The organism is Streptomyces sp. NBC_01237 (assembly GCF_035917275.1).
Taxonomy (GTDB): Bacteria; Actinomycetota; Actinomycetes; order Streptomycetales; family Streptomycetaceae; genus Streptomyces.
In genome coordinates, this window is sequence record NZ_CP108508.1 from 2,986,776 (window position 1) to 2,999,801 (window position 13,026).

Below are 13,026 nucleotides of genomic sequence, written 5' to 3' on the forward strand. Positions count from 1 at the left end.
CCTACCCTTCGGCACCCGTCTACAGCAGCGATACGGCCGTGTCGACGGCCGCGGCCACGTCACCGTCGGCCGGGTAGAGCAGTGAACGCCCCACGACCAGCCCCTGCACGGTCGGCAGCCGCAGCGCCGTGCGCCATTTCCCGTACGCCCCGTCGAGGTCGTCGCCCACCTCGCCGCCGAGCAGGACGGCGGGCAGGGTCGAGGTCTCCATCACCCGGGCCATGTCGTCGGGGTTCTCGGTGACCGGGACCTTGAGCCAGGTGTACGCGGAGGTGCCCGCGAGCCCGGAGGCGATGGCGATGGAGGTGGTGACGGCGGCGGCGGCGAGGTCGGTGCGCAGCCTGCCGTCGACGCGGTGGCAGAGGAACGGTTCGACGAAGACGGGCAGCCGGTGCGCGGCCATGGCGTCGATGGTGCGGGCGGCGGTGTGGAGGGTGTCGAGGGAGCCGGGGTCTTCGTGGTCGATGCGCAGCAGCAGTTTGCCCGCGTCGAATCCCTGTCGTGCCAGGTCGACGGGGCGGTGGCCGGTGAAGCGGTCGTCCAGTTCGAAGGCGGCGCCCGCCAGCCCGCCTCGGTTCATGGAACCGATGACGACCTTGTCCTCCAGGGCGCCGAGCAGCAGCAGGTCGTCCAGGACGTCCGCGGAGGCGAGGACCCCGTCGACGCCCGGCCGGGAGAGCGCGAGGCAGAGCCGTTCGAGGAGCTCGAAGCGGTTGGCCATGGCGAGTTCGCGGTTGCCGACGGCGAGGGCGCCGCGCGCCGGATGGTCCGCGGCGATGATCATCAGCCGTCCGCCGGTACGGATGAGGGGGCGGCGCACCCGCCGGGCGGCGGCCTCGGCCACCGCCTCGGGGTGGTGCGCCCGCAACCGCACGAGGTCGAAGACGGAGGCGGCGGACGCCGTGGGGCCGGCGGGAGTGGCGGGGTCGGGAGTGGCGGGGTCGGGGGGCGGCGTCATGGGGTGGCTCCGGTGGGGGATGTGCCTGTGGGGGGTGCCCCGGTGGGAGGTACGCCGGTGGGAGGTACGCCGGTGGGGAGCGGCTCGGTCGGAGGGGCGCCGGGCGCTCCGACCGCTCCGTCGGCCAGGGCCTGTTCCACCTCGTGCGGGTACGGCATCGCCGACGAGCAGGCCAGGCGGGAGGCGACGATGGCCCCGGCGGCATTGGCGTACCGCATGATGCGTCCGATCTCCCATCCGGCGAGCAGCCCGTGGCACAGCGCCCCGCCGAACGCGTCCCCGGCCCCGAGTCCGTTGACGACCCGCACGGGGAGGGGCGGGACATCGGCGGTGGTCCCGTCGCGGTGCACGGCGAGGACACCCTTCGGGCCCTGCTTGACGACGGCGAGTTCCACCCCGGCCGCGAGCAGGGCGCGGGCCGCCGCGTACGGCTCGCGCTCACCCGTCGCGATGGCGCACTCGTCGAGGTTGCCGACGGCCACGGTGGCGTGGGCGAGCGCCTCGCGGTAGCGGGCGGGCGCGACGGAACTGTGGTCGCCGCCGTCCCAGAACATGGGGCGCCAGTCGAGGTCGAAGACGGTGGCCGTACGGGAACGGGAGGCGGGTGCGGGCCCGCCGCCGTCGGCACCCGGGCCGTCAGCACCCGCGCTGCGGGCCCGTAGCGCGGCGAGGGTCGAGGCGCGGCTCGGCTCGGCGCTGAGCCCGGTGCCGGTCATCCAGAAGATCCGGGCGTCGCGCACCGCGTCCAGGTCGAGTTCCGGTTCCCGGATCTCCAGATCGGGCGCCTTGGGCTGCCGGTAGAAGTAGAGCGGGAAGTGGTCCGGCGGGAAGATCTCGCAGAACGTGACCGGGGTCGGGTACTCCTCGACGGCGCTCACCCATCGGTCGTCGACGCCGAACTCCCGCAGCTGATGGTGGAGATACTCGCCGAAGGCGTCCTGTCCGGTACGGGTGATCACGGCCGTCCGGCGGCCCAGGCGCGCGCCCGCCACGGCGACGTTGGTCGGGGAGCCGCCGAGGAACTTCCCGAAGGTGTCGACCCGCGCGAGTGATACGCCGGTCTGCAACGGGTAGATGTCCACCCCGATCCGCCCCATGGTGATCACGTCGTACGGCTCAGGCATACCTGTCCCTTCGGCCCGCTGCACCCGCTCCGACCGCACCCGCCCTGTCCCGCCGCCGTCCGGCCGCGACCGGACGGCTGGTCCCAGGTCTAGCCCTCCCCCGGAGCCCTGTCAACATTTTGTCCGGACATTCGGACGAACTCTTGACACCCTTGCGCGAGGGCCGGAGGGTGGGCGATATGACCGCCTCCGCACCGTCCCCGGCCCGCATCCGTATCGGCTCGGCACCCGATTCCTGGGGGGTGTGGTTCCCCGAGGACCCACGGCAAGTGCCCTGGCACCGCTTCCTCGACGAGGTCTCCGAGGCCGGTTACGAGTGGATCGAGCTCGGACCGTACGGCTATCTGCCCACCGATCCGGCCCGGTTGGCGGACGAGACCCGCAGCCGCGGGCTCTCGGTTTCGGCGGGCACCGTCTTCACCGGATTGCACCACGGGCCGGACGTCTGGGACCGGACCTGGGCGCATGTCGCGGACATCGCGGCGCTCACCCGGGCCATGGGCGCGGAGCACCTGGTGGTCATCCCGTCCTTCTGGCGCGACGACCGGACCGGCGAGGTGCTGGAGGACCGCACCCTCACCGCGGCCCAGTGGCGCGATCTCACCACCCAGACCGAACGGCTCGGCCGCGAGGTGCGGGAACGCTACGGGCTGCGGATCGTCGTGCACCCGCACGCGGACACCCATATCGACGGCGAGGAGAACGTGAACCGCTTCCTCGACGCCACCGACCCCGATCTGGTCTCGCTCTGCCTGGACACGGGGCATTACGCGTACTGCGGCGGGGACAGCGTCAAGCTCATCGAGACGTACGGGGAGCGCATCGGCTACCTCCACCTCAAGCAGGTCGACCCCGCGATCCTGGCCGCGGTCGTGGCGGACGAGGTGCCGTTCGGCCCGGCCGTGGCACGCGGCGTGATGTGCGAGCCGCCGGGCGGGGTGCCCGCGCTGGGGCCGGTCCTGGAGGCCGCCCGCGCGCTGGACGCCGAGCTGTTCGCGATCGTGGAGCAGGACATGTATCCGTGCCCGCCGGACAAGCCGTTCCCGATCGCGCGCCGCACCCGCGACTACCTCCGCACCTGCGGCACGCCCTCGCGGCCGCTCTGACACCCCGTCGCGGATAGCGCCCCACGGTTCCGGGGCCGTGGGGCCGCTTCCGGTGCGGCTCAGACCCCCGTGCGGCCGTCGATGCGCTCGCGGACGAGGTCGGCGTGGCCGCAGTGGCGGGCGTACTCCCCGATCATGTGGGTGTAGATCCAGCGCAGCGTGACCCGCCCGCCCATGAAGGGGCTGGTGTCGTCGAGGGCACGGGCGGCACAGTTCTCCCGGGCGCGGCCGATCTCGGCCTGCCAGGCGGACAACGCCCGCTCATGGGTGGCCCCTTCGTCGAGGACGAAGCCGCCGTCGGCACCCTGCCCGTCGGCCTTGGCCTCGGCCTCGGCCGCCGAGGTGAAGAGCGGCGGCGCGTCCTCCTCGGCCAGGACCCGGCGGAACCAGTTCCGTTCGACCTCCGCCATGTGCTGGACGAGGCCGAGCAAGGTGATCGGAGAGGGCGCCGCGGACGCCTCCCGCAGCCGCTCCTCGTCCAGACCGTCGCATTTCCGGGCGAGCGTGGTGCGGTAGAAGTCGAGCCAGCTCTCCAGGGAGATCCGCTCGTCGGCGTCCATGGGGGGCATGGTGCGTTCGGATGTGCTCATGGTCATCAGCCTGGCACGGGGGTCCGACAACGCGCTCCGACCAGGGGAAGCCGCGAGGTTAGCGTCATTTCGCCACAGGAATCCCTATTCGTCATACATATCTCCGTTACATGGGCGTTTCGTCACAAGTGCTCAACAGACCCATCCCACCTGCCGCTCAACGGCGTTCAACGAGCCACAGGCTTTGGGAGAGAGCGCGGGGGCGCACCGGGAAACGCGGAGCAGTACAGAGAGGTGTCACTGATGACGGACAGAACACTGTGGTCCTACAAGGACATTGCCGGGCACATCCAGGTCCGGCCGGACACCGTTCGCTCGTATCGCAAGCACGGCCTCCTTCCCCCGCCCGACCATGTGCGGAACGGCAAGCCCTACTGGTACGGGGACACCGTCCACGCCTGGATCGCCGCCCGCCCCCGCAACCGGAGCCGCTGACGCCGGCCCCCCTCAGCCCGCCGCCGGTTCGATGATCGTCACGCCCGCCCCACGTGCCGTACCCATCGCGGCGAGGGCCGCCGGAGCCGCGTCGAGGGGAAGGGTCGCGGTGACCAGCAGATCGGGGCGCAGGGTGCCCGACCGGACCATGTCCATCATCGGCGGGTAGTCGTGCGCGGCCATCCCGTGGCTGCCGAGGATGTCCAGTTCGAGGCCGATCACCCGCGCCATCGGGACGACCGGGTCGCCGGCCGCCGTGGGCAGCAGGCCCACCTGCACATGGCGGCCCCGGCGGCGCAGGCTCCGCACCGAAGCGGCGCAGGTGACCGGGGAGCCCAGCGCGTCGAGCGACAGATGCGCGCCGCCGCCCGTCAGCTCGCGCACCGCTCCGTCCGCGCCGTCCGGGTACGCGGAGGCGTCCACGCACCGCGCCGCCCCGAACTTCCGGGCCAGTTCGAGGGCGTCCGGCGACACGTCGACGGCGACCACCCGCGCCCCGCACGCCACCGCGATCATCACGGCCGACAGCCCGACGCCGCCGCACCCGTGCACCGCGACCCACTCCCCCGGCGCCACCCTCCCCCGGCCGACGACGGCCCGGAACGCCGTGGCGAAGCGACAGCCGAGCCCCGCCGCCGTGGCGAAGGACAGGCCCTCCGGCACGGCGACCAGATTCACGTCCGCCTGCTCCAGCGCGACGTACTCGGCGAACGAGCCCCAGTGCGTGAAGCCCGGCTGGGTCTGGCGTTCACAGACCTGCTGGGCCCCCGCCGCACAGGCGGCGCACCGGCCGCAGGCGCAGACGAAGGGCACGGTCACCCGGTCGCCGGGGCGCCAGTTGACCACGGAGGCACCGACAGCCTCGACCACTCCGGCGAGCTCGTGTCCGGGTACGTGCGGGAGGGTGATGTCGGGGTCGTGGCCCATCCAGCCGTGCCAGTCGCTGCGGCACAGCCCCGTGGCCTCGACCCGCACCACCACTCCCTGCGCGGAGGGGACGGGATCCGGCAGCTCCCGTATCCGAGCCTCCTGCCCGAACTCCTCGAACACCACTGCCCGCATCGGCCCCGCCCTTCGTCCCGCCGACCGGCCGGCCGGGCTCATTCATCCTGGCCCACGGCCGTACGAATCGGAGGAGTGCGTCCATGAGTTCCGGTTCTGCCGCCCTCGCCCTCCGGGCCCACGAGCGCCATGGCCACGCCTCGGCGCCGGAATCATCCCGGGCCGCTTCCCGACCGGCGGAATCCTGGGCGTGCTCGCCCCGTTCGGGCACGGCCTGTGGACCGCCATCGCCGGTGGCGCCCGCGCCCCGCTGCCGTTGCGTAAGCCGAACGGTCATTTCCACTTCGCCGCGCCCGCCATCGGCACCTACCCGGACCTCGCCGTGCTGCACTCCCCCTGGGACTCGGCACACCTCAACCCGATCCGGCTGCACTCACCGGCACGGAGTTCACGCCGGGGACGCGAGGCTCGCATTTATACCCCCTAGGGGTATAGTGTGTGGGCATACGAGGACACCGGGTCTCCCGGTGGCCCCTCGTGTCACGTCCTTTGTGTTTACCGAAGAGGAGAACGTCATGTCCGCCGAGACCGAGACCCCCCAGGCCACCGGCTCCTGCTGCACGCCCGCCGGGACCTGCAACGACGGAGCGTCCGACGTTCAGGCCGGTGCGGTCACCGCCGTGTACCAGGTGAAGGGCATGACCTGCGGCCACTGCGAGGGCGCCATCTCCGAGGAGGTCTCCGGCATCGAGGGCGTCACCTCGGTCAAGGCCGTCGCTTCCACCGGCCTGGTCACCGTCACCTCTCAGGCCCCGCTGGCCGAGGACGCCGTCCGCGCCGCCGTGGACGAGGCGGGCTACGAACTGGTCGGCACCGCCGCCTGAGACCGGCGCCGCAGGGCACCTGCCGGGGCGCCCACCACCGCATTGCCGTCGGGCCGGGCCCACCAGCACATACTGGTGGGGTACGGCCCGACCTGCGTTACCCAGGAGTGCGGACATGGCCAGCACCACAGCCCCCGAGGCTCCGACCCCGGACGCCTCCGAGGCCGAGCTCATGATCGGCGGAATGACCTGCGCGTCCTGCGCGGCCCGCGTCGAGAAGAAGCTCAACCGGATGGACGGCGTCACCGCCACGGTCAACTACGCGACCGAGAAGGCGCGCGTCACCTTCGGCGAGGGGACGGAGGTGGCGGACCTCGTCGCCACGGTCGAGAAGACCGGCTACACCGCCCTCCCGACCCGGACGACGGCCCCCGCCCCGTCACCATCGGCCGCACCCCGCACCGAAGAGGCCGAGGAGTCCGGAGAGACGGGTGGGGCCGGCGATGAGGCCACAGAGCCCGACGGCCCCGCGGACGCCCCGGACACCACCGATGCGGCGGACGCCGCCCTCGCCCCGCTCCGCCGGCGTCTTGTCGTCTCCGCCGTCCTCGCCCTCCCCGTCGTCCTGCTCGCCATGATCCCCGGCCTCCAGTTCGACAACTGGCAGTGGCTCTCCCTCACCCTCGCCGCCCCCGTCGTCATCTGGGGCGGACTCCCCTTCCACCGCGCCACCTGGACCAATCTGCGGCACGGTGCGGCCACCATGGACACCCTGGTCTCCGTCGGCACGCTCGCCGCCTTCGGCTGGTCGGTGTGGGCCCTGTTCTTCGGGCAGGCCGGCATGCCCGGCATGCGGCACGGCTTCGACCTCACCGTCTCGCGCGCCGACGCGTCCTCGACGATCTACCTGGAGGTCGCGGCCGGGGTCGTCACCTTCATCCTGCTGGGCCGCTATCTGGAGGCGCGCTCCAAGCGGAAGGCCGGTTCGGCGCTGCGGGCGCTGATGCACCTGGGCGCCAAGGATGTCGCGGTGCTCAGGGACGGCGGGGAGGTACGTGTACCGGTCGGCCGGCTCGTCGTCGGGGACCGTTTCGTCGTCCGCCCCGGCGAGAAGATCGCCACCGACGGCACCGTGGTCGAGGGCGCCTCCGCCGTCGACGCCGCCATGCTCACCGGCGAGTCCGTCCCCGTCGACGTGGCCGTCGGCGACTCCGTCACCGGGGCCACCGTGAACACCTCGGGCCGGCTCGTCGTGGAGGCGACCCGGATCGGCACCGACACCCAGCTCGCCCGGATGGCGAAGCTGGTCGAGGACGCCCAGAACGGCAAGGCCGAGGTGCAGCGCCTCGCCGACCGGATCTCCGCCGTCTTCGTCCCCGTGGTGCTGGTGATCGCCCTGGGCACACTGATCGCCTGGCTGCTGATCACCGACGACGTGACGGCCGCGTTCACCGCCGCCGTCGCCGTCCTGATCATCGCCTGCCCCTGCGCCCTCGGACTCGCCACCCCGACCGCCCTCATGGTCGGCACCGGACGCGGCGCCCAGCTCGGCATCCTCATCAAGGGACCCGAAGTCCTCGAAACCACCCGACGCATCGACACCATCGTCCTCGACAAGACCGGCACCGTCACCACCGGCAAGATGACACTCCTCGCCGTCCACACCGCCGAAGGCACCACCGAAACCGACATCCTGCGCCTCGCCGGAGCCCTGGAACACTCCTCCGAACACCCCATCGCCCAGGCCGTCGCCGCCGGAGCCACCGCCCAGATCGGCGAACTCCCCACCCCCGAGGACTTCACCAACGTCCCCGGTCTCGGAGTCCGCGGCACCGTCCAGGGCCGCTCCGTCCTCGTCGGCCGCCCGAAGCTGCTCGCCGAGGCCGGGATCGCCCTCCCACCGGACCTTTCCACCGCGTTGACGGACGCCGCGGAGCAGGGGCGTACCGCCATCGCCGTCGCCTGGGACGGCGGGGCGCGGGGCGTGCTCACGATCGCCGACGCGGTCAAGGCCGGCAGCGCCGACGCCGTCGCCGAGCTGCGCGGACTGGGCCTCAGGCCCGTCCTGCTGACCGGCGACAACCGGGCCGTGGCCGACGCGGTGGCGCGTGAGGTCGGGATCGACGAGGTCTACGCGGAGGTACTGCCCGAGGGCAAGGTGGACGTCGTCCGGCGGCTCCAGGCCGGGGGCCGTTCGGTCGCGATGGTCGGCGACGGAGTCAACGACGCCGCGGCGCTGGCCACCGCGGACCTGGGGCTGGCGATGGGAACGGGCACCGACGCGGCGATCGAGGCGAGCGATCTCACGCTGGTTCGTGGAGATCTCAAGGTGACGGCTGACGCAATCCGGCTGTCCAGGCGTACGCTGACCACCATCAGGGGCAACCTCTTCTGGGCCTTCGGGTACAACGTCGCTGCGTTGCCTCTGGCTGCGTTTGGCCTGCTCAACCCTATGATCGCGGGAGCCGCCATGGCGTTTTCGTCCGTGTTCGTCGTCACCAACAGCCTGAGGTTGCGCTCCTTCACGTAACTTCCACAAAGAGATCTAGATCACACCGATTCAGGGGTAACCATCCGGTGGGTTCGCGAGTCTAAGAGTGCGATGCCAAGGATGTCTTGGGGGACGTCCGATGGAGTGTCTTGGGGGACGCTCCTGGCAAGCGTTGGCCGGGGCGCGTGCACCGGGGAGCTTTGAGCGGCCCTCCCGTGCGTACGTTCCCCGGCAGACCGCAGCACAACAACGGGAGCTTCGGCTCCCTGCAGACGCCCGGCCGGATCCCGTGGGGGGAATCCGCTCCGGGATATGGGAAGCGCCCCGTTTCGTCGACCCGTGGGGGGATCGGCGGCGGGGCGTTTCTCGCACCATCTGCCGGACGGACCGCTCCCCCCCGACCGCTTCTCCCTCCGGACCGCTCCCACTCCGGACCGGGCCCCGGAACGCGGACATCCGCCCCCGGAACGCCGAATCGCCCCGGACACCGCGCTCTGTGCGAAAGCGCGGTACGCGGGGCGAAGGCAGTCGGCCGAAGAGGCCGGGTACTACGGAGTCACGTGGCGAACGTCCGCCACGAGAGGGAGAACGGGACCTGCACACAGCGGGCCCTGCGAAACGGGCCCGACGAAAAGCGTGAACCGCGAACGCGGCTCGGTGGGGCCGGGGTTCGGCTTCAGCGGCCCTCGACCGGGACGAAGTCGCGCAGGACCTCGCCGGTGTAGATCTGGCGCGGGCGGCCGATGCGGGATCCCGGCTCCTTGATCATCTCGTGCCACTGGGCGATCCAGCCCGGAAGCCGGCCGAGCGCGAAGAGCACGGTGAACATCTCGCTCGGGAAGCCCATGGCCCGGTAGATCAGACCCGTGTAGAAGTCCACGTTGGGGTAGAGGTTGCGCGAGACGAAGTACTCGTCGGAGAGCGCGTGCTCCTCCAGCTTGAGCGCGATGTCGAGCAGCTCGTCGGACTTGCCGAGCGAGGACAGCACATCGTGCGCCGCGGCCTTGATGATCTTGGCGCGCGGGTCGAAGGACTTGTACACCCGGTGGCCGAAGCCCATCAGGCGGACGCCGTCCTCCTTGTTCTTCACCTTGTTGATGAAGGAGTCGACATCGCCACCGTTGGCCTGGATGCCTTCCAGCATCTCCAGCACCGACTGGTTGGCGCCACCGTGCAGGGGGCCCCACAGCGCCGAGATACCGGCGGAGATCGAGGCGAACATGTTCGCCTGCGAGGAGCCGACCAGACGCACGGTGGAGGTCGAACAGTTCTGCTCGTGGTCCGCGTGCAGGATGAGCAGCTTGTCCAGGGCCGAGACGACGACCGGGTCCAGCTCGTACTCCTGGGCGGGGACCGAGAAGGTCATGCGCAGGAAGTTCTCGACGTACCCGAGGTCGTTGCGCGGGTAGACGAAGGGGTGACCGATCGACTTCTTGTAGGCGTACGCCGCAATCGTCGGGAGCTTGGCCAGCAGCCGGATCGTCGAGAGGTGGCGCTGCTCCTCGTCGAACGGGTTGTGGCTGTCCTGGTAGAACGTGGACAGCGCGCTGACGACCGAGGACAGCATGGCCATCGGGTGGGCGTCGCGCGGGAAGCCGTCGAAGAACCGCTTGACGTCCTCGTGCAGCAGCGTGTGCTGGGTGATCTCGTTCTTGAAGGTCGACAGCTCGTCGACCTTGGGAAGCTCACCGTTGATCAGCGTGTACGCGACCTCAAGGAACGTCGAGCGCTCGGCGAGCTGCTCGATCGGGTATCCGCGGTAGCGCAGAATGCCCTGCTCGCCGTCGAGGTACGTGATGGCGGATTTATAGGCGGCGGTATTGCCGTATCCGCTGTCCAGCGTCACCAGGCCGGTATTGGCCCGGAGCTTCCCGATGTCGAAGCCCTTGTCGCCGACGGTGCTGTCGATCACCGGGTAGGTGTACTCGTCATCGCCGTACCGCAGTACTACAGCGTTGTTGGTGTGCTCGCTCACGTCATCCCTCACCGACGTAGTGCCTCTTCTTCGAGGTGCCCTGACTGTCTCCACCCTCCCCCATTTGGCTCAGGAGAGTGCACTCGGGGTCGTCCATTGGACCTACTGGCGGCACTGAGTGCCGCCAACTTACTCATCCTGCCCCCTTGAATCCGGTTCCGGAAGACCTCCGTGATGTTTCCCACCGATTTGATCGATCATTTTTGTACGGGGCTCACGCGAAGTCTTCGCCGTCGGCGCCCCTGAGCCGGAAATCCAGTGCCGTACAGCGTCTGCCTGCGGAAACCGTGCGTACCGCCTGGCCGATCGCCTTGCGCGACCCGACCAGCACGACGAGCTTCTTGGCCCGCGTCACCGCCGTGTACAGCAGGTTCCGCTGGAGCATCATCCAGGCGCTGGTGGTGACCGGAACGACGACGGCCGGATATTCGCTGCCCTGGGAGCGGTGGATCGTCATGGCGTACGCGTGGGACAGCTCGTCCAGCTCGTCGAAGTCGTAGCCGATCTCCTCGTCCTCGTCGGTGCGGACGGTCAGCTTCTGCTCGTCCACGTCGAGGGCGGTGACGACGCCGACCGTGCCGTTGAAGACGCCGTTCTCGCCCTTGTCGTAGTTGTTGCGGATCTGCGTGACCTTGTCGCCGACGCGGAAGACCCGGCCGCCGAAACGCTTCTCGGGCAGGTCGGGGCGGCCGGGGGTGATGGCCTGCTGGAGCAGGCCGTTGAGATGGCCGGCACCGGCCGGGCCCCGGTGCATCGGAGCGAGAACCTGCACGTCACGGCGGGGGTTGAGGCCGAACTTCGCCGGGATGCGGCGTGCCGCGACATCCACGGCGAGCACCCCCGCGTCCTCGGTCTCGTCCTCGACGAAGAGGAAGAAGTCGCTCATGCCCTCGGTCAGGGGCGGCTGTCCCGCGTTGATCCGGTGGGCGTTGGTGACGACGCCGGACTGCTGGGCCTGGCGGAAGATCCGGGTCAGCCGGACGGCCGGGACGGGCCCGCCGTCCGCGAGCAGATCGCGCAGCACCTCGCCCGCGCCGACCGAGGGAAGCTGGTCGACATCGCCCACGAGCAGGAGGTGGGCACCGGGTGCCACCGCCTTCACCAGCTTGTTGGCGAGGAGCAGGTCGAGCATCGACGCCTCGTCCACGACGACGAGGTCGGCGTCCAGCGGACGGTCCCGGTCGTAGGCCGCGTCCCCGCCCGGCTTCAGTTCCAGCAGCCGGTGCACGGTGGACGCCTCGGCTCCGGTCAGCTCGGACAGCCGCTTGGCGGCCCGCCCGGTCGGTGCGGCCAGCACCACCTTGGCGCGCTTGGCGCGGGCCAGTTCGACGATGGAGCGGACCGTGAACGACTTTCCGCAGCCGGGCCCGCCGGTCAGGACGGCGACCTTCCGGGTGAGTGCCAGCCGTACCGCCGCCTCCTGCTCGGGCGCCAGCGTCGCCCCCGTACGCGTCGCGAGCCAGGCCAGCGCCTTGTCCCAGGCCACGTCCCGGAAGGCCGGCATCCGGTCCTCCGGGGTGTGCAGCAGCCGCCGGACCTGCGCGGCCAGCGAGATCTCGGCGCGGTGGAAGGGCACCAGGTACACCGCCGTGACCGGCTCCCCGCCCTCCGGCGACGGCACCTTCTCCCGTACGACGCCCTCCGGGTCGCCGGCCAGTTCGGCCAGGCACTCGATGACCAGGCCCGTGTCCACCTGGAGGAGCTTGACCCCGTCCGCGATGAGCCGTTCCTCGGGGAGGAAGCAGTGCCCCTGGTCGGAGGACTGGGACAGGGCGTACTGGAGTCCCGCCTTGACCCGCTCCGGGCTGTCGTGCGGAATGCCGACCGCCTGCGCGATCCGGTCGGCGGTGAGGAAACCGATGCCCCAGACGTCGGCGGCCAGCCGGTAGGGCTGGTTCTTCACGACGGAGATGGAGGCGTCCTCGTACTTCTTGTAGATACGGACGGCGATGGAGGTGGAGACGCCGACGCCCTGGAGGAAGACCATGACCTCCTTGATCGCCTTCTGTTCCTCCCACGCGGCGGCGATCATCTTCGTCCGCTTCGGCCCCAGGCCGGGGACCTCCACGAGGCGCTTCGGCTCCTGCTCGATGATGTCGAGGGTGTCGACGCCGAAATGCGTGGTGATCCGGTCGGCCATGACGGGGCCGATGCCCTTGATCAGACCGGAGCCGAGGTAGCGGCGGATGCCCTGGATGGTGGCGGGCAGGACCGTCGTGTAGTTCTCGACGGTGAACTGTTTGCCGTACTGGGAGTGCGACCCCCAACGGCCCTCCATCCGCAGCGACTCGCCGACCTGTGCGCCGAGCAGCGCACCGACCACCGTGAGGAGATCGTTGGCACCGCGCCCGGTGTCGACACGGGCGACCGTGTACCCGTTCTCCTCGTTGGCGTACGTGATCCGCTCCAGGACCCCTTCGAGGACGGCCATGTTGGACATGTGCCGACGCTACCGGGTCCCGCTGACAGGCGGTCCGGCCCGGTCCGACTCCGCCGGCCCCGGACCGGACCGCATGACTCC

10 protein-coding genes are annotated in these 13,026 nt (G+C 70.7%); 4 read left to right on the forward strand and 6 right to left on the reverse strand.

Going from position 1 to position 13,026, the window contains the following annotated elements; genetic code table 11:
* Window positions 1–19: 19 nt before the first annotated feature.
* Both OG251_RS13140 and OG251_RS13145 read right to left on the reverse strand, forming a co-directional pair.
* The gene (locus OG251_RS13140; protein WP_326677343.1) at window positions 20–958 is read right to left on the reverse strand and encodes a Cgl0159 family (beta/alpha)8-fold protein; all 939 of its coding nucleotides are present in this window, start codon (window positions 956–958) and stop codon (window positions 20–22) included.
* Window positions 955–2,082 carry a 5-dehydro-2-deoxygluconokinase gene (locus OG251_RS13145; RefSeq protein ID WP_326677344.1) on the reverse strand — a complete coding sequence of 376 codons (1,128 nt, stop codon included), beginning with the start codon at window positions 2,080–2,082 and terminating at the stop codon, window positions 955–957. The genes OG251_RS13140 and OG251_RS13145 overlap by 4 nt, the downstream gene beginning before the upstream one ends.
* 179 nt (window positions 2,083–2,261) lie before the next feature.
* On the opposite strand from OG251_RS13145, the gene OG251_RS13150 reads away from it, so the two are divergent.
* Complete coding sequence (locus OG251_RS13150; RefSeq protein ID WP_326677345.1) at window positions 2,262–3,188, forward strand: sugar phosphate isomerase/epimerase family protein; 927 nt, start codon at window positions 2,262–2,264, stop codon at window positions 3,186–3,188.
* A 59-nt stretch (window positions 3,189–3,247) separates the two neighbouring features.
* Here the strand turns inward: OG251_RS13150 and OG251_RS13155 are convergent, their stop codons facing one another.
* A complete protein-coding gene (locus OG251_RS13155; RefSeq protein WP_326677346.1) occupies window positions 3,248–3,778 on the reverse strand; it encodes a DinB family protein in 531 nt (176 codons plus the stop codon).
* A 243-nt stretch (window positions 3,779–4,021) separates the two neighbouring features.
* On the opposite strand from OG251_RS13155, the gene OG251_RS13160 reads away from it, so the two are divergent.
* A complete protein-coding gene (locus OG251_RS13160; RefSeq protein ID WP_326677347.1) occupies window positions 4,022–4,213 on the forward strand; it encodes a helix-turn-helix transcriptional regulator in 192 nt (63 codons plus the stop codon).
* A gap of 12 nt (window positions 4,214–4,225) precedes the next feature.
* Here OG251_RS13160 and OG251_RS13165 read toward each other — a convergent pair whose 3' ends face one another.
* The gene (locus OG251_RS13165; protein ID WP_326677348.1) at window positions 4,226–5,275 is read right to left on the reverse strand and encodes a zinc-dependent alcohol dehydrogenase family protein; all 1,050 of its coding nucleotides are present in this window, start codon (window positions 5,273–5,275) and stop codon (window positions 4,226–4,228) included.
* 515 nt (window positions 5,276–5,790) lie between these two features.
* Between OG251_RS13165 and OG251_RS13170 the strand changes: the two genes are divergently transcribed.
* Window positions 5,791–6,099 (forward strand): heavy-metal-associated domain-containing protein, encoded by a 309-nt coding sequence (locus tag OG251_RS13170; RefSeq protein WP_326677349.1) that lies wholly within the window; start codon window positions 5,791–5,793, stop codon window positions 6,097–6,099.
* 115 nt (window positions 6,100–6,214) lie between these two features.
* Entirely contained in the window at window positions 6,215–8,569 is a 2,355-nt protein-coding gene (locus OG251_RS13175) for a heavy metal translocating P-type ATPase (RefSeq protein ID WP_326677350.1), read from the forward strand.
* Between the two features lie 637 nt (window positions 8,570–9,206).
* On the opposite strand, the gene OG251_RS13180 is transcribed toward OG251_RS13175, so the two are convergent.
* A complete protein-coding gene (locus tag OG251_RS13180) occupies window positions 9,207–10,505 on the reverse strand; it encodes a citrate synthase (protein ID WP_266931154.1) in 1,299 nt (432 codons plus the stop codon).
* A 214-nt stretch (window positions 10,506–10,719) separates the two neighbouring features.
* Entirely contained in the window at window positions 10,720–12,945 is a 2,226-nt protein-coding gene (recD2, locus tag OG251_RS13185; protein ID WP_326677351.1) for an SF1B family DNA helicase RecD2, read from the reverse strand.
* Window positions 12,946–13,026: the final 81 nt, after the last annotated feature.